22 protein-coding genes are annotated in these 23,022 nt (G+C 62.4%); 9 read left to right on the top strand and 13 right to left on the bottom strand.

Going from position 1 to position 23,022, the window contains the following annotated elements; all coding sequences use genetic code 11:
• Window positions 1–9: 9 nt before the first annotated feature.
• Window positions 10–1,158 (bottom strand): hypothetical protein, encoded by a 1,149-nt coding sequence (locus tag AT302_RS03820; protein ID WP_157125674.1) that lies wholly within the window; start codon window positions 1,156–1,158, stop codon window positions 10–12.
• 232 nt (window positions 1,159–1,390) lie between these two features.
• On the opposite strand from AT302_RS03820, the gene AT302_RS03815 reads away from it, so the two are divergent.
• Both AT302_RS03815 and AT302_RS03810 read left to right on the top strand, forming a co-directional pair.
• A complete protein-coding gene (locus AT302_RS03815) occupies window positions 1,391–3,118 on the top strand; it encodes a mechanosensitive ion channel family protein (protein ID WP_058377286.1) in 1,728 nt (575 codons plus the stop codon).
• A gap of 199 nt (window positions 3,119–3,317) precedes the next feature.
• Window positions 3,318–3,905: a BPSL1445 family SYLF domain-containing lipoprotein gene (locus AT302_RS03810; RefSeq protein WP_058377285.1), complete on the top strand. Its 588-nt coding sequence runs from the start codon at window positions 3,318–3,320 to the stop codon at window positions 3,903–3,905.
• A 9-nt stretch (window positions 3,906–3,914) separates the two neighbouring features.
• Here AT302_RS03810 and AT302_RS03805 read toward each other — a convergent pair whose 3' ends face one another.
• From AT302_RS03805 to AT302_RS03795, 3 genes are read right to left on the bottom strand one after another with little or no spacing between them, the layout of a single operon-like run.
• Entirely contained in the window at window positions 3,915–4,733 is an 819-nt protein-coding gene (locus AT302_RS03805; protein ID WP_058380081.1) for an HpcH/HpaI aldolase/citrate lyase family protein, read from the bottom strand.
• 20 nt (window positions 4,734–4,753) lie between these two features.
• Window positions 4,754–5,932 (bottom strand): CaiB/BaiF CoA transferase family protein, encoded by a 1,179-nt coding sequence (locus AT302_RS03800; protein ID WP_058377284.1) that lies wholly within the window; start codon window positions 5,930–5,932, stop codon window positions 4,754–4,756.
• Window positions 5,933–5,972: 40 nt separating this feature from the next.
• Window positions 5,973–7,343 carry a 2-hydroxycarboxylate transporter family protein gene (locus AT302_RS03795; protein WP_218918983.1) on the bottom strand — a complete coding sequence of 457 codons (1,371 nt, stop codon included), beginning with the start codon at window positions 7,341–7,343 and terminating at the stop codon, window positions 5,973–5,975.
• 219 nt (window positions 7,344–7,562) lie between these two features.
• Between AT302_RS03795 and AT302_RS03790 the strand changes: the two genes are divergently transcribed.
• Window positions 7,563–8,552: a LysR substrate-binding domain-containing protein gene (locus tag AT302_RS03790; RefSeq protein ID WP_058377283.1), complete on the top strand. Its 990-nt coding sequence runs from the start codon at window positions 7,563–7,565 to the stop codon at window positions 8,550–8,552.
• Between the two features lie 150 nt (window positions 8,553–8,702).
• Window positions 8,703–9,119: a Spy/CpxP family protein refolding chaperone gene (locus AT302_RS03785; protein WP_237172052.1), complete on the top strand. Its 417-nt coding sequence runs from the start codon at window positions 8,703–8,705 to the stop codon at window positions 9,117–9,119.
• Window positions 9,120–9,289: 170 nt separating this feature from the next.
• On the opposite strand, the gene AT302_RS03780 is transcribed toward AT302_RS03785, so the two are convergent.
• Entirely contained in the window at window positions 9,290–9,598 is a 309-nt protein-coding gene (locus tag AT302_RS03780; protein ID WP_157125673.1) for a hypothetical protein, read from the bottom strand.
• 161 nt (window positions 9,599–9,759) lie between these two features.
• Here AT302_RS03780 and AT302_RS03775 point away from each other — a divergent pair, with 161 nt between their 5' ends.
• Entirely contained in the window at window positions 9,760–12,096 is a 2,337-nt protein-coding gene (locus tag AT302_RS03775; protein ID WP_084656010.1) for a mechanosensitive ion channel family protein, read from the top strand.
• A gap of 259 nt (window positions 12,097–12,355) precedes the next feature.
• Complete coding sequence (locus tag AT302_RS03770) at window positions 12,356–12,946, top strand: hypothetical protein (protein ID WP_058377281.1); 591 nt, start codon at window positions 12,356–12,358, stop codon at window positions 12,944–12,946.
• Window positions 12,947–12,973: 27 nt separating this feature from the next.
• On the opposite strand, the gene AT302_RS03765 is transcribed toward AT302_RS03770, so the two are convergent.
• Entirely contained in the window at window positions 12,974–13,867 is an 894-nt protein-coding gene (locus AT302_RS03765) for a LysR family transcriptional regulator (protein ID WP_058377280.1), read from the bottom strand.
• 100 nt (window positions 13,868–13,967) lie between these two features.
• Between AT302_RS03765 and AT302_RS03760 the strand changes: the two genes are divergently transcribed.
• Genes AT302_RS03760 through AT302_RS03750 form a run of 3 tightly spaced genes read left to right on the top strand, consistent with a single transcriptional unit; the run spans window position 13,968 to window position 16,972 of the window.
• Entirely contained in the window at window positions 13,968–15,272 is a 1,305-nt protein-coding gene (locus tag AT302_RS03760; protein WP_058377279.1) for a CitMHS family transporter, read from the top strand.
• A 25-nt stretch (window positions 15,273–15,297) separates the two neighbouring features.
• Window positions 15,298–16,656 carry an acyclic terpene utilization AtuA family protein gene (locus AT302_RS03755; RefSeq protein ID WP_058377278.1) on the top strand — a complete coding sequence of 453 codons (1,359 nt, stop codon included), beginning with the start codon at window positions 15,298–15,300 and terminating at the stop codon, window positions 16,654–16,656.
• 1 nt (window position 16,657) lies between these two features.
• Complete coding sequence (locus AT302_RS03750) at window positions 16,658–16,972, top strand: AtuA-related protein (RefSeq protein WP_058377277.1); 315 nt, start codon at window positions 16,658–16,660, stop codon at window positions 16,970–16,972.
• A gap of 54 nt (window positions 16,973–17,026) precedes the next feature.
• Here the strand turns inward: AT302_RS03750 and AT302_RS03745 are convergent, their stop codons facing one another.
• From AT302_RS03745 to AT302_RS03715, 7 genes are all read right to left on the bottom strand, one after another.
• Window positions 17,027–18,247 (bottom strand): hypothetical protein, encoded by a 1,221-nt coding sequence (locus tag AT302_RS03745; protein WP_167365776.1) that lies wholly within the window; start codon window positions 18,245–18,247, stop codon window positions 17,027–17,029.
• 229 nt (window positions 18,248–18,476) lie between these two features.
• Window positions 18,477–18,890 carry a RidA family protein gene (locus tag AT302_RS03740; RefSeq protein WP_058377275.1) on the bottom strand — a complete coding sequence of 138 codons (414 nt, stop codon included), beginning with the start codon at window positions 18,888–18,890 and terminating at the stop codon, window positions 18,477–18,479.
• 6 nt (window positions 18,891–18,896) lie between these two features.
• On the bottom strand, window positions 18,897–19,643 hold the full coding sequence (locus AT302_RS03735; RefSeq protein ID WP_084656519.1) for an amino acid ABC transporter ATP-binding protein: 747 nt from the start codon (window positions 19,641–19,643) through the stop codon (window positions 18,897–18,899).
• Window positions 19,644–19,651: 8 nt separating this feature from the next.
• Entirely contained in the window at window positions 19,652–20,623 is a 972-nt protein-coding gene (locus AT302_RS03730) for an agmatinase (RefSeq protein WP_058377273.1), read from the bottom strand.
• 43 nt (window positions 20,624–20,666) lie between these two features.
• Window positions 20,667–21,329 (bottom strand): amino acid ABC transporter permease, encoded by a 663-nt coding sequence (locus AT302_RS03725; RefSeq protein ID WP_058377272.1) that lies wholly within the window; start codon window positions 21,327–21,329, stop codon window positions 20,667–20,669.
• A complete protein-coding gene (locus tag AT302_RS03720; protein WP_058377271.1) occupies window positions 21,319–21,999 on the bottom strand; it encodes an amino acid ABC transporter permease in 681 nt (226 codons plus the stop codon). Before AT302_RS03720 ends, AT302_RS03725 begins: the two co-directional genes overlap by 11 nt.
• Before the next feature lie 11 nt (window positions 22,000–22,010).
• Window positions 22,011–22,862: a transporter substrate-binding domain-containing protein gene (locus tag AT302_RS03715; RefSeq protein WP_058377270.1), complete on the bottom strand. Its 852-nt coding sequence runs from the start codon at window positions 22,860–22,862 to the stop codon at window positions 22,011–22,013.
• Window positions 22,863–23,022: the final 160 nt, after the last annotated feature.

The raw sequence follows: 23,022 nt of genomic DNA, 5'->3' as shown, positions 1-23,022 counted from the left end.
CCCGGTCCGTCAGATCAATGCCTTGAAGACCTTGCCCAACACCGCAGACAACGGCAATTGCATCGCCGCGACATAGAGCATCGGCAGTGTGGCCGGGACGACGATCGCAACGATGGACACCTTGCTCAACGGGATCGAGCGCATGTGAACCACGGCGTCGTAGATGGCATGCACGTCGGCGACGGGCCCCAACTCCGGCGCATCGAGTATTTCGGGCCGACCCACATCGCGATGCAAAATCCAGCGCTGATGCACGAGCCGGTCGTGATGCGCCACCAGGCTGCCGTATTCGAATGCTGCCCGGCGCTTGAGCCTGCCAAGCGGGATACCCAGCGGTAGAAAGGGAATCAGAAAGACGAGCGAAATCAGCACGGCGCTTGAGATAAGCAGCGTCTTCATCTGCATTGCGCTCGCGCCGTGATAAACAACCTCGTGGGCAAACGACGCGGCGACGACAGCAGAAATGGCAAACGCCACCGGGCTGAACATGAATGCCATGTGCTCCACAAAACTGAGGCCGCCCACGCGATCTGGGTGTGACGGCACAAGTGCCAGCGGAAGCTTGCCGATCTTGAGCAGCAGCACGAACAGCAGGCATACGCGCCATAGCCACGCGAGCAGCAACACCGTGAACAGCGGACGAATGACGAGCACGAACCACCAGCCGCCGAAGGTGATGTCACGCACCCGCTCGCCTTGATTCATCCACGCCAGATCTTCCGCGCGACCGTACAGCGCACCGATCGTCGAACACGCGATCGCCACCGCGAAAATGACGACCCACGGCAGCGAGAGATCGCGAAGGTGTGCCACGCGTGACAACTGCCGCCGAAATTCCGGGGCAGTCTGTTCAGTGACGACACCACTCTCGACGAAGTATTTGAGCAGCGGCGGCATCATCTTCTGCGCCACACCTTCTGCGGCGACCAACAACGGGATCGCGACAAGACAGCGCACATGAATGCCGAAATGCGCGGTGAGGGTATCGTCGCCGGTGCCTTGCAGCGCGCGACCTGTGAGTACCGCCCACACGGCCAGGGGCAGCCAGCTGACGGCGGCGAAGATCAGCGCTCTGCGCCATGCGCCCATGCCGACGGCGGGAATGAGCCGCACACGGCGTTGGAGATGAAATCCGAGATCGCCTTGAACGAGAGACATCTCCATGTCCGGCGCTGGGTCGGGCTGTGAGGGATTCGCGTCGGCAGACCGAATTTCATTCCCCATGAATGCCTCCTTGCCGGATGTCGCGTGAGGTAGTGCAGGCCCGTAGTCTTGCGCCGGATGCGCGAGCGCGCCATCGGGGTTTAGGGCAAGCATTTTGCCCCCCGGGGCACGTTGGATCGCGCGAGAATCGCCACAGGTCCGCTGTGACAATTCAGGAGCGTCCACGATGAACCGCACTGACGCACCCGCGACTTTCTCTGCCATCTCGCGAGACGAGACGATGCGGTCGTCTTGCCGAAAACTTGCCTCGCGCTTGACGTCGTTCCTGATGTCGCTGGCCGTCTGTCTGGCGATTGTCGCCGTGTCGCCAGCGGTCCACGCACAAGCGTCACGCCCTGCCGCTGCACCCGATACGTCTGCCGCCGATCTTCGATACATGGATCGTCCGATCGCGACATTTCGCGCGTCGCTCAGTGGCGCCACGCCGCAGCAACGTGCCGAGCGCTCCTACGCCGTGCTTGACGGCTTGCCAGAGAGCGTTCTGAGCCTCCCCACGCAAGCGGTTCAGGCGTCGATGGGACCCAACCACGGCATGGTATTCCGTCGCGGCGACCGTATTCTTTTTGCGCTCCTGACGGGCGATGTCGACGAAGCCGACGACCGCCCGTTCGAGGTCATCGCTCAGGAGACACAGGTGCGGCTCGATACCGCGTTAGCCGCCAGACAAGCGCAATTGCACTGGCCCAACATCATTCGCGGCGTCCTCCTTTCCCTGCTGGCAACGGTCGTGTTAGGCGTCGTGGTCTGGATCGCCGGCCGGCTGCAAACCCGGCTCCAGACGCGCATCCAATATGCCGTCGAGGCGCATCTGCTTCGACGCACGTCGCAAACTTTCGACTGGACCGGGTCGGCATTCCAGTTGGCGCGGCAGATCGTGCAGTTGCTGTTTCTTTTCTTTGTGGCCGCGCTGGTCTATGTCTACCTCATCTATGTGCTGGAGCGCTTCCCTGTCTCCGAGCCCATGGGCGAGCGCTTGAGCAGCTTTCTCTGGGACTTGTTGAACACCTTCGCGCTGGGCATTGTCAATGCAATTCCCGGGCTGATCGCCATTGCGGTGATATTTCTCCTCACACGCGCGCTGCACAATCTCATCAACAACGTCTTTTCAGCGATCCAGCAACGTCACCTCAATATCCCGGGTCTGCATCCCGACACCGCCGATGCTTCCCGTCGCATCGTCGCCATCGTGGTCTGGGCGCTTGCGCTGACGTTTGCCTATCCGTATTTTCCGGGCGCGCAAAGCGATGTTTTCAAGGGATTGAGCGTGCTATTGGGTCTGATGATTTCGCTCGGTTCGGCAGGCATCGTCAATCAATTGATGAGCGGCATCGTCGTGACATACAGCCGCGCGTTTCAGGCCGGCGATATGGTGCAGATCGGCGACACGGCCGGGGTGGTCGTGAGCGTGGACACCTTGTCGGTCAAGCTGACCAACGTGCGCCGGGAAGAAGTCACCATTCCGAATGCCGTTGTCGTCGGTGCCATCGTGCACAACTTCTCGAGCCGGGACGGCAACGCGCCAGCGCTGGTCGTCACCTCGGTGACCATCGGCTACGACACGCCATGGCGGCAGGTGCAGGCAATGCTGAGTCTTGCTGCGGCACGAACGAAAAGCGTCGCACAATCACCGGCACCCTTCGTTCTTCAACGTTCGCTCTCGGACTTCTATATCGAATACGACTTGCATGTCGCGCCGGTCAATCCTGCGCAGCGCCTCGTCATGTTGAGCGAACTGCATAGTCAGATCGTCGATGTATTCAACGAATATGGCGTGCAGATCATGTCGCCTCATTTCGAAGAACAACCGGAGATGCCGGTTGTCATCGCGCGCGAAGGTTGGGCGCCCTCCCCCGCACAGGAGAGCGCCGGTCCCCGTGGTGAAAACGAGACCTGACGTCGATATCTTGCGCTGCCCCGACGGGCAATCGGTGCTGCCCCAACTACCAATGGCAACGCGCCGTCACAAATCCGACACTCTCAGACAATTGCCCCTGAGATGAGTGCGCAGGGATATTTCCGCCGTTTCCGCGGGCGCTGGCACGCGGGGCTCGGCTCAATCGGTGGGTGCTTCACAATAAAAATCGGAGATCGTCATGCAAACTCGTCGTCAATTTTTCCGGGCTTCCGTTGTCGCCGCAGCGTTGGTTGCCGTCCTCTCGGGATGCTCGACGTCAGGCAACTCACCGGCCACACCCGAGGCCAACAATTCGCGCAAGCAGTCTATCGACGCCGCAGCAGACGGCACGCTCTCGAGGCTGCTCTCGACGGTTCCCGGTTCGCGCGAACTGGTGGGCAAGGCGCAAGGCGTGCTGGTGTTTCCCTCCGTCATTCAGGCCGGTGTGATCGTGGGCGGACAGCACGGTGACGGTGTTCTGCGGGTCGGAACGCGCACGAGCGGGTATTACAGCGTCTCGTCCGCTTCCGTGGGCGCCCAGTTGGGGATGCAATCGAAGTCGATGGTCTATCTGTTCATGACGCAGGAAGCGCTCGACAAATTCGTCAACTCAAACGGGTGGTCGGCCGGTGCCGACGCGTCCGTCGCGATTGTCAAAGTGGGTGCCAATGGTCAGATCGATACGACGACGACCAGTCATCCTGTTGAAGCGTTTGTCATGACCAACAGCGGCTTGATGGGTGACATCTCGCTGTCCGGGACCAAGATCTCCCGATTGGATCTGTGAGCTGACACCTCACCCCGGCAAACTGGCCAAAATCTCCCGCGCCTTCGTCAGTACGGGCGCGTCCACCATCTTCCCGTCGAGCGCGACGGCCGCCCCGCCGCTCGCCTCGGCAGCCGAGACCACGCGCCGGGCCCATGCGATCTCGTCGTCGCGCCACGCAAACGCGGCGTGCACGGCAGCAATCTGCTTCGGATGAATGCACAGCTTGCCGCGAAAGCCGAGGCGTCTCGCGCGGCGAGCCTCCCGCTCGATCGCCTCGGCGTCATCAAACACGGTGGTCACGCCGTCGACCGGTGCCCCAATGCCCGCCAGCCGCGACGCCAGCGTCAGTTGCGAGCGGAAGTACAGCAACTCGTCGCCATCGCCTTCGATACCGATATCGAGTTGAAAATCGATCGTGCCGAACATCAACCGCTCGACACGCGGCGCGGATGCGATGGCATCGAGCCCACCGAACGCGCGAGCGGTCTCGATCAACGGCACGACACGCAACGCGTCATGAGCCCCCGTGGCCGCGGCGATCAACGTCGTGGTGTCCTCCGCCTTCGGTACCACCAGACCGGCCACACGTGGCAACGCCGCGAGCGCGCGCACGTCGTCGGCAAACCAGTCGGTCGTCACCGCGTTGATGCGGACATAGATGGGGGTGTCCGCCTCGGCTAACTCGCCCGCCAGCCACTCACGCACCTGCGCACGCGCAGTGATTTTGTCGGCAAGCGGCACCGCATCTTCGAGATCGACGATGACAGCGTCGGCGCCCGCAGCGAGGGCCTTCGCGAATCGCTCGGGACGATTGCCCGGCACGAACAACCACGAACGGAATGGCATGATCGGTGTCTCCTTGCGCATCAGACGGTGTGCCCGGCGCGCATCTCGGCGATCTGTGCGGACGTGAGGCCCAGCTCTGCGAGGATCGCGTCAGTGTGTTGTCCCAGTGCGGGAATCGGGTCCATACGCGGCGCGAACGACGCCGGTACGCCCGGCGGCAGCGGCGCCGTCACCGGACCGTTCGGCGTCTGCACTTGCGTCCAGCGACCGCGCGCCGCCAGTTGCGGGTGATTCCACACGTCGTGCATCGAATTCAGGTTGGCGTTGGCGATGCCGACCGCATCGAGGCGGGCGACGAGCTGCGCCGCACTCAACTGCATGAACACGTCATTGATGATGGCGCGCAAGACTTCGCGGTTCTCAAGCCGCAGCGGATTCGAGCGAAAACGTTCGTCGTCGATCAGTTCAGTCTTTTCCAGCACCTTCTCGCAGAACACCTTCCACTCGCGCTCATTCTGCAACCCGAGCATCACCGTCTTGCCATCGCCAGCGGCGAACGGCCCGTACGGGAAGATCGTGGCGTGCGCGGCACCGGCACGCGGCGGCGGGTTCTGGTCGTCGATGGCGTAATACAGCGGAAAGCCCATCCACTCGACCATGCACTCCAGCATCGACACGTCGATGCGGCAGCCGCGTCCCGTCTTCTGGCGTTGCAGCAGCGCCGACAGAATATTGGTGTACGCGTACATCCCAGCCGCGATATCGGCAATCGAACAACCGGCTTTCGCCGAGGCCTCAGGCGAGCCCGTCACCGACAGGAACCCCGACTCGCTCTGGATGAGCAGGTCGTAAGCCTTCTTGTCGCGATACGGGCCATCCGGGCCGTAGCCCGAAATGCCGCACACGATGATCTGCGGATATTTCTCCGCCAACGCCTCATAGGACAGGCCGAGCCGGTCAGCCGCGCCCGGCGCAAGGTTCTGCACCAACACGTCGGCGTCGGCCAGCAGGCGGTGCAGCACGTCCTGCGCGGCAGGCTGTTTCAGGTCGAGCGACAGACTCTCTTTCGAGCGGTTGGTCCACACGAAGTGCGACGACATGCCTTCAACGCGTGCGTCATAGGCACGAGCAAAGTCACCGACGCCGGGGCGCTCGATCTTGATGACGCGGGCGCCGAGGTCGGCCAGTTGACGGGTGCAAAACGGCGCCGCAATGGCGTGTTCGAGCGCGATGACCTTGATGCCGTCGAGTGGCCTCATGACAACGATCTCCGGAGGAAAGTGAAAGACGAGTGGTGCGTCAAACGATCTTGGCGAGCACGATAAGGCTCAGCGTGATCGTGATCGCGCCGCCGATACGGGTAGCAATCTGCGCGAACGGCATCAGGCGCATGCGGTTCGCGGCGGTGAGAATCGCGACGTCGCCAGTGCCGCCGAGGCCGCTGTGCGTGCCCACGACAATGGCCGCGTCGATCGGGTGCATATTCATGCGGCGTGCCACGACAAATGCGGTGACCATCAGCGTGGCCACGGTCGCAACGATGGTCACGAGCGTCGGCACGTTGAACGAATCGATGATCTTCTGCCACGGTGTAATGACGACGCCGATGGCAAACAGCAGCGGATACGTGACAGCGGTGGCGAAGAATTTGTAGACCACGCCAGCACCCCGCTCCAGACGCGGCGAGAACACGAAGAACACCTTGGCCGCGACCGCGAGCACCAGCATCATCACCGGCCCCGGGAGGCCCAGCGTGTTCTGCGCGAGCATGCCGACGAAGTAGAGGCACACGGCGATCATGCCGGCGGCGGCGATATCGGTGGCATCGATCGGCGCGGTGGACTTGGCGGTTTCCGGCAGATCGTCGTCACCCGAGCGCATCAACTGGCCGTTGCCGGTCAGCGACGGATAGCGCTTGCCGATCGCGTTGAGTACGCCGGAGAACACAATCGCCGTCACGTTGCCGAGCATCACGGCCGGCAAGGCCTGTGCGAGCAATTCACCCGCCGGTTGGTGCAGCACTTCCGAGTAGCCGAGCGTGAGCGGAATGACGCCTTCGCCCAGACCACCCGACATGACCGGAATCACGACGAAGAACACGGTGTGGAACACGCCCATGCCGAGCAGCGTGCCTACGGCAGTCCCGACGGCACCCGCGAGCAGCGAACCGGCGACCAGCGGCACGAAGATGCGCAGGAAGCCGCCGATCAGCACCTTGCGGTCCATGCTCAGAATGCTGCCGACGATGATCGCGGGAATGAACAGGTACAGGAAGTTGCCGGCCTTCCAGAAGTCGACGATCCGCTTGACCACGGCAGGCGGCAGCGCATGCGTGAAGACCAGATAAGACGGCAGGAACGTCACCAGAATCACCGGGCCGCCGATGCTGCGGAAGATCGGGATGCGTTGGCCGATTTCCATGCACGTGAAACTGCACACGGCGAGCAAGGCGATGATCGGCGAGAGTTCTGCCGAGAGTTTGCCGGTGGCAGCGGTCGCGATCAGCGCGAGCGCCAGCACGATATGCACGGGTAGCGGCACGATGCCGATGCGCATATCCATGAGGCGCCACCAGGCGTCGCGAAACCGATGAGCCGTGCCAGCCGGGGAAAGGCCGCCCGAGGGCGCATGCTCGGCCGAGCCAAGGGGGGTGCGTTCACGCATCTGCATTTGTTCTGTCTCCGATTTATGCGTTTTCCTGCCGCACTATAGGCGCGCGAAAAGCCGGAGAGGAAATACTGAATTCGGATACTGGCATAGGCTCAACCTATGGCTAAGCACAAAATTCGTTCTCGCCGACTAGGAATTTTGACTTCGGCCGCCATTTCATCGGAGCTCGTATAGGGGTACGCTATGCCCCACTCCCCTTACTCCTTGCTCTCAAAGCTCATGGATGTCCGGCAACTGCGCAACTTCGTCGCCATCGTCGATAGCGGCAGCCTCTCGAAAGCGGCCGAACGGCTGCTGATTGCTCAACCGTCGTTGAGTCAGCAGTTGCGCACGCTCGAAGAGGAGCTTCAGACGCAGTTGCTGATTCGCAGTGCGCAGGGTGTCGTGCCGACCGACGCGGGCAAGACGCTGTATCGCCATGCGCGCGTCGTGCTGCGGCAGATGGAGCAGATTCGAGAAGAAGTTCGCGAGGGGGGCGGCAGCGAAGCGGGGCCGGTGGCGGTAGGCTTCCCGACGACCATTGCCGCGATTCTCGCCGTGCCGTTGTTTCAGCGGGTGCGCACGCAATATCCCGGCATTCGTTTGCAGATTTTCGAGAGCATGAGCGGCTATATCGGCGAATTGCTCGCCAACGGCCGGCTGGATCTCGCGATGCTGTTTCGCGATTCGGAGACGCGCGGCATCTCGGTCATGCCGTTGTTCGACGAGGAACTGTATGTGATGGGCGGACATCTGGTCTGCCCCGAGATCTATGCTGACGCTAACACCGCCCCCGGTGCCCGCGAACACAGCAACGACGTCGCGAGCGGCACCTGTGAACTGGCGCGGCTGGCGAATGTGCCACTGGTCGTGCCGAGCGCATCGAATGGCCTGCGCCTGCTGATTGAGCGCAGCTTCTCGCAAGCCAACGTCGAGCTGAACATCGTTGCCGACATCGACTCGCTGCCCACGCTGATCGATATCGCGCGTGCAGGCGATGCGTGCGCGATCTTGCCCGCATCGGCACTCGCCCCTCGCGACCCCGCGCTACGGCCGAAAGCACTGCGCATCGTGTCGCCCCAGATGGTACGACCGGCCAGCGTGTGCTGGTCGAACTCGCTGCCGGTGGGCTCGGCCACGCTGGCCGTGCGCCAATGCATTGCCGACCTCATCCGGGAATTACAAGCCGACGGTCATTGGACAGGGATTACCCTGCGTGCACCGGCGTAACTTCGTCGGTTACCGAACGGACCGGCAGCGATATTGCGGGCATCGTGAGTCTGTAAAGTCACACGGAGCCCCGTCATGGAACACCCGTCATCGCCGGATTCACCGAATTCCACCCGGTGGATTGCCACCACAACATGTTTCACGCTCGCAATGGCTTCCCCCTTCGCACAAGCCGCCCCGATGCAAGCGGGCGCAGGCACGCCGGGGGCGCCGCACCTGATGAACACGGCCGCGCGCTCCCGTATCGAAACGCGCATTACCGATCTCCACACAAAACTGCATATCACGCGCACACAAGAAGCTTTGTGGAAAGACTTTGCGGACGTCATGCGTGCCAACGCAGACACCATGACGACGTTAGCGCAATCGAGAAATGACCATCAGAACCGGATGACTGCGCTCGACGATATGAAGTCGTATCGCGATCTCGCGCAGATGCATGCCGACGGAGTCACCAAACTCGTGCCGCCGTTCGAGGCCTTGTACAACAACATGTCCGACGCGCAGAAGGCGAACGCGGACGCCGTCTTCAGATCCGCAGAACATCACGCGTCACCGACGAAATGACAAGCCAACGCACGGGCATGATTCCCCGTGCGGGTGGACAACCTGCTTGAGCCTGCGAACGTCAGATGAATTGCGCCGATACGGTAATCAGCATGAGTGTGATGAACAACAGCGTTTCGTAAGACATGACGACCTCGCCGAACGATACCTGCAAAGGCAACCGTTCGTTGTCAGTGCTTACGGTTTTGCTTGTGATGATCCTGTGAGCGCGTCTTGCCGTCGTCGACATGTGCCGCCTGATCGCCAACGGCGTCCAGAGGCGGTGTGTCGTGGGCATGCACGGGTGGCGTCGCGGGTGACTTCCCGGCGAGTTTCGAATGGGTAATTTCCGGGGGATGTTGATTCGACCACATCTTTTCGGGGAACTTGTTCTTTTGCCCGGGGGGCGCAAGCATTCGCTTGTCCCTTTTCTGCCCGGTGCGTTGTTTGCCTGATTTGTCCATAGTGCTCTCCAGCGTGCCGGCGGCCGAGATCGACAACCGTTGATGTCGTCGATACTGACCGCCTTGGCAGGCGGCGTCTGTACGCCACCGTGCGCTAAGCGTCGAACTATTTGGCAGAAGTCGTGGTCATGTTAAGTTGTGCCCATCGCCCCCTATGACGGGCTTGCGCTTCGGCGTGCCCCCGTTCTGTCAAACCAATGCGACACGTCTTTTTCGGCTGGCTGCTTACTCTCTTCGTCACGACTGCACATGCGGCCGCGCCCGTCACACTCTTACCGGCAAGCGCGCCTACGGCGCCCCAGCCCGCGTCGGCTGCGCAAGTCAACACGGCACCCGCGCTGACGCCGCAACAGGCGCAACAGGCGCAACAGGCGCTCTCCGTGCTGGAAAATCCGCAAGATCGCACGAGGGTGGAAACGACGCTGCGGGCCATTGCGGCCGTCGGTGCCTTGAGCGCTCCGCCCGCAGCGGCGAGCGCCCCCGCCGCTGCGTCATCTGCGTCTGCCACCGCTGCGCCAATCGCCTTGCAATCGAATGGACTGGCGTCGATGCTGGTGCATCAGGGGTCCCGCTGGGCAACGCAAATCGGCGCCGGGTTGCGCGAGTCGTTGCACTCGCTGCTCGACGTCGGTTCCGTCAACGGCTGGTGGCGCGATACCGTGGGGCACGCTGACGCGCGCGCCGACCTCCTGCATGCCGTGCTGATCATTCTCTCGGTGCTGTTACCCGCGTTCGCGATCGAATGGATCGCAAGGCGGTTGTTGCGCCGTCTGCTGAACGAGCTGGCCGCGCGCCACGATTGCGCGACACCATCGGACACATCACCTGCGACCGAGAGCCCGGAGTCACGAGGACAGGGCCACGCGCAGCAACATAAGAACCTGCTCGGGCGCATGCCACGCGCGTTCGTCACGCTGCTGCTACGCATGTTGCCACTGCTCGTCTTCGCGGGCGTCGCCAGCCTGATGATGTCGTTGCTGGTCGTCGACGGAACGCCAGTGGAAGCGGCGCTCGGCTCGCTCATCGATATCTACGTGATCTGCCGGCTGGTCACGCTCGTCAGCCGGTTGTTCTTCCAGCCCGATGCGCCGCAACTCCGGCTGCTGCACATCGGCGACACCGGGGCCGCCTTCGCACAACGATGGATCATGCGTATCGCGTTGGTGGTCGGTGTCTGCACGGCCTTGGTGGAAATTGCCGCCAACTTCGGTCTCAGCGATGCGGGCCATGTGGCGTTGCTCAAGACCGTCGCCCTGATCGGCCACCTGCTCGTGTCGGTGCTCATCATTCAATGTGCGCGCCCCGTCGCAACACGCATTCGTACTTATTGCGCAAAGCATCCGTCACTCGCCATGGTCGGCGGCACGCTGGCGAGCGCGTGGGCACCGGCGTCGATCTTCGTCGTGATGGCGCTCTGGTTCATCTGGGCGCTCGACGTGCACAACGGCTATCGCGTGTTGATCACGCTGGGCGGCCGCACGCTTGCCGTCATCATCGGCATGCGACTGCTGTCCATCGTCCTGTTCGGTGCGCTCTCACGCACGTTCGAGCGACGTGACGAAGACCGCACGCTCGTCCACCGTCACGCCTACCGCTATTACCCGCTGGTCCGGGGCGTCATCTCGGTCATTGTCGGCATCATCAGTGTGGCGCTGTTATTGCAGGTCTGGGGCGTGCCGGTCTGGCAGACCTTTGAATCGAGCACCATCGGCCATCGCCTGGCCTCGGCGCTGATCACGATCGCGGTGGCTGCCGCCATCGCACTCGTCGTGTGGGAAGCCGCGAACATCGCCATCGAGCGGCGTCTTCAGCAATGGACGCATCAGGGCGACGTGATGCGCGCCGCGCGCCTGCGCACGTTGTTGCCGATGCTGCGTGCGTTGCTCTTCTCGTGCATTGCGCTCGTGGTCATCCTCACGGGCATGAGCGAAATCGGCGTGAACATCGGCCCCCTGCTCGCCGGTGCCAGCATCTTCGGCGTCGCACTCGGCTTCGGCTCGCAGAAGCTGGTGCAGGACTTCATCACCGGCATCTTCCTGCTGATGGAAAACGCATTACAGGTCGGCGACTGGGTCACCCTCGCAGGCGTCTCGGGCACCGTGGAATATCTGTCGATCCGCACGGTCCGGCTGCGCGCGAGCGACGGTTCGCTGTACACCGTACCGTTCAGCTCGGTGACCACCGTCAACAATACGAATCGCGGGCTGGGCAATGCCGCGGTGAAAGTTAGCATTGCCTACGGAGAAGACATCGACCGCGCGGTGGCCACGCTCAAGGAAATTGGTGCTGCACTGCGAGAGGATCCCGCGTACCGCGACGGCATCAAGTCGGACTTCAGCTACTGGGGCGTCGATCAGGTCGACGGGGCAGCCATCGCGCTCAGCGGACAAATGCAGTGCACCGACACAACGCGCTGGGGTGTGCAACGCGAATTCAACCGTCGCATTGCCGAGCGCTTTCGCGAGCAAGGCATCCGTATCGCCAACCCGCAGCGCAGCATGGTGGCGTTCGAGGACGGTGCGCCGCATCAGTAAATTCCCGCACTCCTAATCCCGCGCCTCGCGTCGGAGGCAGATGCCACGGGGCTGGCGACGGAACGCCCGGATAGCGAGCCACGGCATCAGCACAAATTGGGGTGGCGAAGCGCGATTGGCTGACTACAATTTGTACGTGCAGTCCACAAGATAAGCACTGATACGAAGCAAAACATCCGGACGCTCGCTCGCAAGGGCGGTCAGTCAGGAAGCAGGGGCCCTCACGTGACGTTTCAACCGCTCCAGGGGAGGCATGTCCATGACGTGCCTAAACGAAACGATTGTCGGCGCAATGCTCTTTTCGCTCGGCGGATTCGCATTCGCGGGCGGACCCGGCACAGACTCATCCGAAGGGATGATGGTGGCAAACATTGCCCCTATCGCCTCGATGCCGCCGGAGACCGCTGCGTTGGCTCCCGAGCCTCGCCACTTCCTCCACCGCTTCGAGACGACGCCTCAGCCTCCGGCGCCCACCGCCTCGAACGAGGGTCCTGCACTATTCCCCTTCACGCCGTCAGTCGCGCGCATCGACGACACCGTCGACAGTGCCTATATCGTGCCGCCCAGCTACGACGTGCGTCACCTCACAGGGAGCGCCGCCGCATCGCCGGGACAACCTCCCGGGCAAGCGACGGGATCCACCGGAACAAGCGCGCTTCGCGGGCTTCCGTCATCGGTTGCGCAAGTCTCCATCGTTCAATGGAACAACGAAGATTCGAAGCTCGGCTCGCAACCTCAGCGCGGCTTGCAGGTCCGTACGGACGACTGGGTCGTCTCGGCCAGCGCGCGTGTTGCGCTGTTCCGTTCGCACGAGACCGGTGCGACCGTCTACGTGCGACGACGCTTCTGAACACGCCTCTTCGGTCAGGCGCGCCACTTAGACCGACGAAAGCCGATCGATCATCATGGCGACGAAGGTGTCCGCCACCGGCGGCAGCGTGCGTCCGCGTTTCTTGATCAGTGCAATGGGACGCAGGAACGCGGGATCGTCAATCGCCTTCACGCGCAACTCAGGCTCGGCCCTCACCTCACGTGCCGACGCGGGCAGGATCGTCACACCCAGTCCCGCACGCACCATCGCGACGGCCGTCATCATATAAGTCGCTTCGCAGGCAATCTCCGGCGTGTGACCGGCATTGGCGAAAGCGCTGTCGACCACCGCCCGCACACTCGTACCTTGCGATGTCAACACGAGCGGTTCGCCTGCGAGATCGGCCAACGTGATGCGCCTGCGACGTGCCAGCGAATGCTGTTGCGGCAACACGGCCACCAGTCGATCGCCGCCCGCGTGCAACACGTCAAACGCGGGGTCATTCAACTCCCCCCCCGTCAGGCCGATATCGACGTCTTCATTGCGCACCAGTGTATTCACTACACCGGCGACCGCGTCGCGCACATGAAACCCGGCACGCGGCACGACGGCCTTCACTTCCTGAATCAGCTCCGGCAACACACTCGCGGCGAACGTCGGCAAGCATGCGATGCGCACCGTACCGGTTGATCCGTCGCCCAGCGAGCGCGCGTCGACCAGCACCTGCTCCATGTCTTGCAGCGACTTCTGCAACAGCGGCAGCAGGTCGCGACCGGTCGGGGTGAGCGCGACGTTGCGACTATTGCGATCGAAGAGCCGCACACCCACCGTCTCTTCCAGCCGCCGGATCTGCACGGTCAGTGCTGGTTGCGACAAGTGCAGCCGCGTCGCCGCCCGCGTGAAGCTGCCGGTCTGTGCAACCGCGATAAAAGCGCGAATATCCCGAAGGTTCAGATCCATTATGGTTTGTAATGACTGCAATCAAATCATTTCAATTGATTTATCACAGCCCCGAACTTACGCTCCATCGCATTAAAAGACAATATTTGGAGACAAGCACATGCTGCCATTACTGGGGCTGGCGACCATCGTCGTGCTGCTCGGCGCGATTCTCTCGAAGCGGATGTCGCCGCTCGTAGCGCTCATCATCGTGCCGATCGCCGCGTCGCTCATCGGCGGATTCGGCTTTCAGACCAGCAAGTTCGTGATCGACGGGCTCAAGAGCCTGGCACCGGTCGTGGGCATGTTCGTCTTCGCTATTCTTTATTTCGGCACGATCACCGACGCGGGCACGCTCGACCCGATCATCGACCGCATTCTGCGCGCCGTGGGCACACGCCCCAGCCGCATCGTCGTGGGTACGACGTTGCTGGCGCTGCTGATTCACCTCGACGGTTCGGGTGCGGTCTGCTTCCTCGTCACCATCCCCGCGATGCTGCCGCTCTACGATCGCCTCGGCATGGACCGGCGCGTGCTGGCCGCCGCCGTATCGATGGCCGCGGGCATCAACTTCCTGCCGTGGACCGGGCCGATGATTCGCGCGTCGGCATCGCTGCATCTGCCCGTGTCGAGTCTGTTCAATCCGTTGATTCCCGTGCAGGCGGTGGGACTCGTGTTCGTGTTTGGCATGGCGTACTGGCTGGGCCGCCGCGAGGAGAAGCGTCTGGGTCTGACCGGCGGAGGTGCTTCGGTGCCAGTACCCAAGCGCGAACTCACCCCAGAGGAGCAGGCGCTGCGTCGCCCGAAGAATTTCTGGTTCAACATCGTGCTTACGCTGATCGTGCTCGGCACCATGGTCGTCATGGGCGAGAAGATTCCGCCGGCGATCATGTTCATGGTCGGCCTGTGTATCGCGCTGATGGTGAACTACCCGAACGTCGACATGCAGCGCAAGCGCATCGACGCCCATGCGCGCGCCGCGCTGATGATGGCCGGCGTGCTGCTGGCCGCGGGCGTCTTTACCGGCGTGATGCAGGGCAGCGGCATGTTAAAGGCCATGGCGCAGGCCGCCGTCGGCTTCGTGCCGCCTGAAATGGCCGGGCACATCCCCGTCGCGCTCGGGCTGATGTCGATGCCGCTGAGCATGCTGTTCGACCCCGACTCGTTCTATTTCGGTGTGTTGCCCGTGATTGCCGAAGTGGCCGGTCAACTGGGTGTGCCGGCGGTGCACGTCGGTCAGGCCGCCTTACTCGGCCAGATGACGACCGGGTTCCCGGTCAGCCCGCTCACCCCGGCCACCTTCCTCGTCGTGGGCTTGTGCGGCATCGACCTCGCCGATCACCAGAAATTTACGTTCCCGTTGTTGTTCGGTGCGTCGATCGTCATGACGATCGCGGCCGTCGTCCTCGGTGTTTTTCCCATCTAAGCAGTCATCACCGGATGCTATTCGCATGACAGCCCATCAAGACACTCGCCGCATCCGGATCGGCGCGGGCGCGGGATATTCCGGCGACCGCATCGAACCGGCGGTCGAACTCGCGGAACATGGCGCGCTCGATTACCTCGTCTTCGAATGCCTCGCCGAACGCACGATTGCCATTGCGCAGCAGGCGCGGCGCCGCGACCCGCAACAAGGCTACGACCCACTGCTCGAAGCGCGCATGCGTGCGGTGCTGCCCGCTGCGATGCGCAACGGCGTGCGGATCATCTCGAACATGGGCGCGGCCAATCCGTTGGCGGCCGCACAAAAGACCGCACAAATCGCCCGCTCGCTCGGACTCGACAACGTGAAGATCGCCGCCGTCACCGGCGACGACGTGCTCGACGTGGTCTTGCGCAGCGATTTGACCTTTGAAGAATCCGGCGAGCCCGTCGCGGCATACCAAGATCGCATCGTGTCGGCGAACGCCTATCTGGGCGCTGCGGGCATCGTCGATGCGCTCGCCGCCGGTGCCGATATCGTGCTGACCGGCCGCGTCGCCGATCCATCGCTTTTTGCCGCACCGCTGATTCATGCGTTCGGCTGGCGCATGGATGACTGGCAGACACTGGGACAGGCCACTGTTGTCGGCCATCTGCTGGAATGCGCGGGGCAAGTGACGGGTGGCTACTTTGCCGACCCGGGCGTCAAGGATGTGCCGAATCTTTCGCGACTCGGTTTCCCGATTGGCGAAGTGTCTGCCGACGGCTCGGTGGTTATCACCAAGGTGCCGGGATCAGGAGGTCAGGTGACGCCTGCGACTTGCAAGGAACAACTGCTGTACGAGATTCACGATCCGCGCCGGTATCTGCAACCTGACGTCGTTGCCGACTTCTCCGAGGTCGTCGTGACGGAAGAAGCCACGGACCGCGTGCGGGTCACCGGGGGTCACGGCACGCCGCGCACCGGGACGCTGAAGGTGTCAGTCGGCTATGCCGACGGTTTCATCGGTGAAGGCCAGATTTCGTATGCCGGCCCCGGTGCTGTAGCACGTGCGAGGCTCGCCCTCGACATTGTTCGCGAACGACTGGCATTGACCGGCGTGCAGACGAGCGAACTACGCTTCGACCTGATCGGCGTGAACGCCCTGCACGGCGAAACAGCGGGCTCCCATCATGCAGAACCCTACGAAGTGCGGGTGCGCGTAACGGGACGCACCACGTCGGCAGAACAGGCCGTGCGCATCGGCAATGAGGTGGAAACGTTGTACACGAATGGCCCGGCGGGCGGCGGCGGTGTGACCAAGTCGACGCGCGAAGTCCTCGCCGTGCAATCGGTGTTGTTGCCGCGCGAACACGCGACACCGGCGTTCTCCTTTGTCGAGGCCTGAGATGAAACTACGTGAACTGGCGCACTCGCGCACCGGCGACAAGGGCAATACGCTGAACGTCTCTGTCATCTGCTACGACGCGCAGCACTACGAGCACCTGCGCGCCACGCTCACGCCGGCCTACGTGAAGGCCTTCCTGAGCGACGTCGTGCTCGGCGACGTGGTTCGCTACGAGTTGCCGCGCATTGCTGCGTTCAACTTCGTGCTGGGCAACGCGCTGGGCGGAGGCGTCACGCGCTCGCTCGCGCTGGACGCCCACGGCAAGTCGCTGAGTTCGGCACTGATGGCTATTGAAATCCCGGATATCACACGGTAGGTCAATAGGAACGTCGCTGCAACGGCTGTACCTTCTTCGACATGTGCCGTGCTTTTAATCGGTTTCCGACTCGTCGCCGGAAACCAATTCCGGCATATCGTCAAGGTCGTCGCCCGAATCGTCTTCCGATTCATCCTTCGATCCGTCAGTGGTATCGATCGAGAATTTGAGCTTTAGCGGCTTGAGGTCACTCGACGGAATTTGGGTCGCAGAGAGTTCGTGATGGGTGTTCACCTGACTGACGGGAACACTTCTGTTATCGACAGTCACGATCCCCTTCTTGTCTTTTGTCGTGGCAACGCCCTTGCCGATGCGCCCGGGTGACATCGCGAATGCGGCCTTCGTTCCGGGGCTCATCTGGTTATCTACAAAGCGGGCGTGCAGCCGATCGCTGACGCGGATGTTGTTCGTGGAATGACTGCCAAGATCCGGAATGTTGCCGTGCAGTGAGTTCGCTTTTGCCAGCAACGTGCGCACCAACGCGACGTCCTTCTTCGACTTCGGCGCCTCCCATATCTTGACGACACGAGCGCGCTCGGCCTCGAATTCTGCGATCTGCTCGTCGACCATCTCTTCGTAGCCTTTCGGCAGCAAACCCTTGACGTCTGCTTTCAGATTGATTTCTTTTCGCTGCTCGGTGGCGGTGACGAGTCGGTCTGTCCAACGGATAAGATCGGACGGGGTCTCCAATCCGGTGGCGAACAACACCACACTTCTGCGAATGTCTGCGAACGGCATGCGGTGAGGAAGCGCGAGATCGTTATCGCTCAGGCTGATATCGCTCATGTCCTTGCCGCTCTGCACTGAGGCCGTCCCTTTCGCTAGCGTGTAGGCTCGCTTCGGAAACGTTGGCCGCGAGAGTTCGTCCCCGCCTTCCTTTTCGTACTCTTCCCCGAGGGCGACAATAAACGCCTCGAGATTGCCGTAGTCGTAGGACCCGTCTTTCTCAGCGGCCATTTCCCGGATATGCGACTTCCAGCCTCGCTTCCAGGATTCGGAACGGTCATCCGCGTCGACCTCTTCGACGAGACTGGTCGTATCTTTGCCGCCGTACGTCGTGTATTCGTCTTCGGCGATTTTGATCACCCGCTGCACTATCGGCTCGTTGGTCGTTGCCGCCACAGGCCGGGGGGCAACACTACGTCGCTGCGCGGCGGTGCGGGAACTGCCATCAATCAACCCCGCCAACGTACGCCCGGGTGCGCCACGCGCACTGCCATCGATGAGTTGTCGAAGCTGGCTGTGGGCCGCACTTGAGGGGCGAAGATCGGCCACGAGCGCGGAGGGGCTCCCCGTTGGCCGGCCCCCTGCGCGCGCCGTCTCATGGCTCCCCTTCCCCTTTGACTCGACTGTCTCTTTCATACGGCGGCGTCTCCGGTCGTTGCCCTCCCGCTCCCGGCGCATCGCGCCACGGCAAGCTCACCGCGACGATACCCGGGTCGACCGGCAAACCGGTGAAGTAAACCATTGTTTGAAAGCTTCCCTCCACCACGCCGCCCACAAGCTACGCGCCCGGCTTCACCGCCGTCACATCGATCTCGACCAGCCACTCCGGGCGCGCCAGCGCCTGCACCACGATGCCGGTCGACACGGGGAATACGCCTTTGAGCCACCGGCCCATCACCAAATAAACGGCCTCGCGATAACGCGGGTCGATGATGTAGACGGTGACTTTGCAAATGTCCTCCAGCTTGCTGCCGCACTCTTCGAGCAGCATTGCCACGTTGGCCATCGCCTTCTCGGTCTGCGCCGTCACGTCGCCGATGCCGACGGACTCGCGTGTGTCCAGATCCTGACCGATCTGGCCGCGCAGATAGATAGTGTTTCCCGCGATTACCGCCTGACAGAGATCGTTGTCGAGCTTCTGCTCCGGATACGTTTCGCGGGTGTTGAATTTGCGGATTCGGGTGTGCGTCATGAGATGTCAGTGCGTCAGAATTTTCGAAAGGAAGCGTTTGACGGCCGGGTTGGCGGTGTCCTGAAAGAACGCACCGGTCGGGCAGTCTTCGATGATGGCGCCGTCTTCCATGAAGACCACGCGATGCGCCACGCGCCGGGCGAAGCCCATCTCGTGCGTGACCACCATCATCGTCATGCCGTCGCGGGCGAGCTCCACCATCACGTCGAGTACTTCGTTGACCATTTCAGGGTCGAGCGCCGACGTCGGTTCGTCGAACAGCATCGCCTTCGGGTCCATCGACAACGCGCGCGCGATCGCCACGCGCTGTTGCTGACCGCCCGACAACTGGCCCGGATACTTGTGCGCGTGCGCCGACAGCCCCACGCGATCGAGTAACGCGCGCGCTTTGGTGCGCGCGGTATCGGCGTCGCGCCCCAGCACGATCTGCTGTGCCAACGTGAGGTTGCGCGTCAGATCCAGATGCGGGAACAACTCGAAGTGCTGAAACACCATACCGACCTTGCTGCGCAGATTCGGCAACCGTGTCGTCTTCGCCATGAGCGACACCCCGTCGACCACGATGTCGCCCTTCTGAATCGGTTCTAGCGCATTGACGGTCTTGATCAAGGTCGACTTTCCCGAGCCCGACGGCCCGCAGACCACGACGATTTCGCCCTTGCTCACCTGCGTCGAACACGCCTTCAACACGTGGTGGGTGCCGTACCACTTGTCGATGCCCCGGATATCGATGACCGGTTCGGGAGAACTCACCGGCGAGTTCATTTGTCGGCCTGCTTGTCGAAATACCCTGCACGAATCGAAGCGCCGATCAGGTTGAGAATCAACCGCCCAGCTGTCACGCACGAGATCAGATTCGCGTCGTCCTTCTCGGGCTGAATCTCCACGATATCCATGCCCACGACGCGCCCCTTGCGCACCAGTCCGTGAATCAGCTTGCGCGCCTGTACAAACGTCACGCCGCCCGGTGCCGGCCCTGCCACGGCGGGCATCGTCGACGGGTCCAGGCCGTCCGCGTCGATCGTCAGGTAGTAGTTGCCGCCGTCCGGAATCCGGTCGAGCACCGCGTCCATCCCGATATCGTGCAACTCGTAGGCCGTGACCAACTCGGCACCATAGGCACGCGCAGCCACCAACTCGGCTTCGCGTCCGCTGCCCTGCGCGCGCAGGCCGATCTGGATGATGCGATCCACGTGTGCCATTTCCGACGCGCGGCGAATCGGGCTCGACAGCCCTTCACGCACGCCATTCACTTCGTCGCGCCAGTCAAGATGCGCATCGATATGCACGAGCGTGATCGGCCCCTTCTGATCGAGCCCGCGCAACACCGGCGTGGTGATGCCGTGGTCGCCGCCGAGCACGATGGGCATGGCACCGCCCGCCGCGATCTTGCGAACCGCCGCTTCGGCGCGCGCATAGTGCTCGCCCGGTTTCGTCAGGTCGGGGATGATGTCGCCGCAATCGACAAACCGCACGTCGGTGCGACCCTGCAACAACGGGCCATCGATATCGAAGTCGTAGTGATCGGGCTTGCGCGCCACACGATCCGTCGCCTGACGAATCGCGGAGGGCGCATTAGTCTGGTCGTTGCTGAAGTCCGATGCCGCGTACGGCGCGCCGTACGGCATGCCGAGCACGGCGATATCGGCCTTCAGGTTATCGATATCGAGATCGAGTTCCGAGTACAGCAACGTCGGGTGGCCGATTCGCGGCGCAACGGTATAGGTAGTCATCGTGTTGTCCTTGGTGGTGACGTTCGAGAGAGTCGCAGTGCCGTCAGACGTGGCGGGCGCGTCGTCCGATCACGGTCTCCAGACGCCGCCCCACGCTGGCCAGCACCACACTGCTGACCCAGTAGAGCAACGCCGTGGTGCCGAGCACTTCGACGTAAGCAAAGGTATTGGCGGTGAGCAGATTGCTCTGGTAGGTCATCTCCGGCAGGCTCATCACCGAGAAAATGGCCGAGTCCTTGAACATCATGATCACGAGGCTGGTCGTCGGCGGCACGAGAAAGCCGAACAACTGCGGCGCAATGATGTGGCGCTGCGTCTGCCAGTACGTCATGCCGAGCGAGAGCGCCGCATGGGTCTGGCCTCGCGCCACACTGCGCAGCGCGGCGCGCAGGATTTCGCAGAAATAGCCGCCCGTGTAGAACGCCGTACACCCCACTGCGACCGTCATCGCCGACGCACCGATGCCGAGCTTGGGCAGCCCGAAGAACGACAGGTAGACGAGAATCAGGTACGGGATGTTGCGCACCAACTCCACGTAGGCGAGCGCCACGGGTTTGAGCAACGTGCGGGATTGCGTGGCATACGCGGCCACGATGCCGATCAGAATGCCCAGCGGAATGCCGATCACGCTGACCAGCGCGCTGACGCGCAGCCCTTCGAGCAAGACCGGGACGGCGTCTCTGACGATGGTGAAATCAATGACCATGGGGCAGCATCCTCGACACCCGGCGTTCGCACAGTCGCGACGCTGCCGAGATGCAGAACAGAATGACGAAGTACACCGCTGCGGTGACCGCGAAAACCTGCAACGGCAGATCCGTTTGCAATGTCGCGTTGCGCGCCACGGTGGCCAGTTCGGGCACGGCGATGATCGACATCAGCGACGACGCCTTGAGCAGAATCGTGAACTCGCTCGTGAGCGGCGGAATCGCCCGGTAGATCACCTGCGGCAGCAAGACGTGACGCCAGACGTAGGGCGCGCGCATGCCCAGCGCATACGCGGCAGCACGCTGCCCCGGCGAGATCGTGCCGAGTGCGCCGCGCAGAATCTCCACGATGTAGGCGCTCGTGTTGCAGGCCAGCGCGGCGATGCCTGCGGTGATCGGCGAGATCGAGATATCGAGCATCGCCGGCACCATGTAGTACGCGATCAGCATATGAATCAGCGCCGGCGTGCCACGAATCAGACTCACCCACAACACCACGAACGAGCGCACTGGCGCAAACGGCGCGATGCGCGCAATCAGCAGCACGATGCCCAGCGCCATCCCGATCACGAACGCCACCGCCGACGCCCCGATGGTCACGGCTGTGCCCGAAACCACACCCTCGAGAAACGGGGCGATGACGCCGCTTTTATCGATCCAGTCGAGCATGGCGGCGGCCGTCAGATCGCGCCAGCGGGCAGATAGTTTTCACGCGGCGTTTCCATCGGCGCGCCAAACCATTTCTTCTGCAAGACGGCCAGTTTGCCGCTCGCCCGGAACTCATCGAGCGAGTCGTTGATGAACTTGCGGATTTCAAGGTCGTTGGGATTGGCCACCCATGCGAGCAGCTTGGGCTGACCGATTTCACCGGCGATGCGAAACACGTTGGGTTGCTTGCGCATCTGCACCGCAGCAATGTTCGACGGCATCAGCGCGACGTCCACGGTCTTGTTCGACAGTGCATTCGAGACATCCGGGTAAGCCTGAAACAGCTTGGTGCCCGCGTAGCCCTTGCCGGTCTTCTCTTTCAGTTCTTTTTCGAACTCGTCGGCGACCGGTTGGGACGATGAGCCCATCTGCGTGCCCACGGTCTTGCCGCCAATGTCCATATCGCGTTTGATGGACGTGTCGTCGGCGCGCACCATCAGCACCGAGCGCACGACGCCCACCGGCTGGCTGAACGCAAAGCGCTTGGCGCGCTCGGGCGTGATGCCGACACTCGTCGCAACAAAGTCGAACTTGTGCGACATCAGGCCCGGCAGCAAGCCTTGGAACGGCAGGTTCATCTGTTCGAGCTTCACGCCGAGTTTGGCGGCCATCAACTCAAGCACGTCGTGACCGTAGCCGACCACCTGACCGTTCTCGACATATTCGAACGGCTCATACGCGGCTTCAGTGCCGACGGTGAGCTTGCCGCGCTTCTTGATGTCGGCGAGCGTGCCGCCCTCGGCAAATGCCAGCGTCGGCAGCGCGAACACCGCGCCCGAGGCAAGCGTCGCCTTCACAAAGGATCTTCTGGACCAGGTCTTCATAGCGTGCCTCGCGTTGTGGGGTGTTGTTGAATCGGGGCGGCCCTGCGGGTCATGACGACCTCATGTCAGGCGCCTTGCAATTCACTGTATGCGGGCAAAAAGATCATGAAAAATGATTTTTTTATTGGTATGGTTGCAAAAAACGAAACCTTCTCAGGAA

Origin of the sequence: Pandoraea norimbergensis (genome assembly GCF_001465545.3) — a bacterium.
Classification (GTDB): domain Bacteria; phylum Pseudomonadota; class Gammaproteobacteria; order Burkholderiales; family Burkholderiaceae; genus Pandoraea; species Pandoraea norimbergensis.
This window is presented reverse-complemented; position numbering and strand designations above follow the sequence as displayed.

Bases quoted from the DNA above. Each gene is read 5' to 3' on its own strand.
- AT302_RS03820 (WP_157125674.1), bottom strand. From the start codon at position 1,158: ATGTCTCTCGTTCAAGGCGATCTCGGATTTCATCTCCAACGCCGTGTG.
- AT302_RS03815 (WP_058377286.1), top strand. From the start codon at position 1,391: ATGAACCGCACTGACGCACCCGCGACTTTCTCTGCCATCTCGCGAGAC.
- AT302_RS03810 (WP_058377285.1), top strand. From the start codon at position 3,318: ATGCAAACTCGTCGTCAATTTTTCCGGGCTTCCGTTGTCGCCGCAGCG.
- AT302_RS03805 (WP_058380081.1), bottom strand. From the start codon at position 4,733: ATGCCATTCCGTTCGTGGTTGTTCGTGCCGGGCAATCGTCCCGAGCGA.
- AT302_RS03800 (WP_058377284.1), bottom strand. From the start codon at position 5,932: ATGAGGCCACTCGACGGCATCAAGGTCATCGCGCTCGAACACGCCATT.
- AT302_RS03795 (WP_218918983.1), bottom strand. From the start codon at position 7,343: ATGCAGATGCGTGAACGCACCCCCCTTGGCTCGGCCGAGCATGCGCCC.
- AT302_RS03790 (WP_058377283.1), top strand. From the start codon at position 7,563: ATGGATGTCCGGCAACTGCGCAACTTCGTCGCCATCGTCGATAGCGGC.
- AT302_RS03785 (WP_237172052.1), top strand. From the start codon at position 8,703: ATGGCTTCCCCCTTCGCACAAGCCGCCCCGATGCAAGCGGGCGCAGGC.
- AT302_RS03775 (WP_084656010.1), top strand. From the start codon at position 9,760: ATGCGACACGTCTTTTTCGGCTGGCTGCTTACTCTCTTCGTCACGACT.
- AT302_RS03770 (WP_058377281.1), top strand. From the start codon at position 12,356: ATGACGTGCCTAAACGAAACGATTGTCGGCGCAATGCTCTTTTCGCTC.
- AT302_RS03765 (WP_058377280.1), bottom strand. From the start codon at position 13,867: ATGGATCTGAACCTTCGGGATATTCGCGCTTTTATCGCGGTTGCACAG.
- AT302_RS03760 (WP_058377279.1), top strand. From the start codon at position 13,968: ATGCTGCCATTACTGGGGCTGGCGACCATCGTCGTGCTGCTCGGCGCG.
- AT302_RS03755 (WP_058377278.1), top strand. From the start codon at position 15,298: ATGACAGCCCATCAAGACACTCGCCGCATCCGGATCGGCGCGGGCGCG.
- AT302_RS03750 (WP_058377277.1), top strand. From the start codon at position 16,658: ATGAAACTACGTGAACTGGCGCACTCGCGCACCGGCGACAAGGGCAAT.
- AT302_RS03740 (WP_058377275.1), bottom strand. From the start codon at position 18,890: ATGACGCACACCCGAATCCGCAAATTCAACACCCGCGAAACGTATCCG.
- AT302_RS03730 (WP_058377273.1), bottom strand. From the start codon at position 20,623: ATGACTACCTATACCGTTGCGCCGCGAATCGGCCACCCGACGTTGCTG.
- AT302_RS03725 (WP_058377272.1), bottom strand. From the start codon at position 21,329: ATGGTCATTGATTTCACCATCGTCAGAGACGCCGTCCCGGTCTTGCTC.
- AT302_RS03720 (WP_058377271.1), bottom strand. From the start codon at position 21,999: ATGCTCGACTGGATCGATAAAAGCGGCGTCATCGCCCCGTTTCTCGAG.
- AT302_RS03715 (WP_058377270.1), bottom strand. From the start codon at position 22,862: ATGAAGACCTGGTCCAGAAGATCCTTTGTGAAGGCGACGCTTGCCTCG.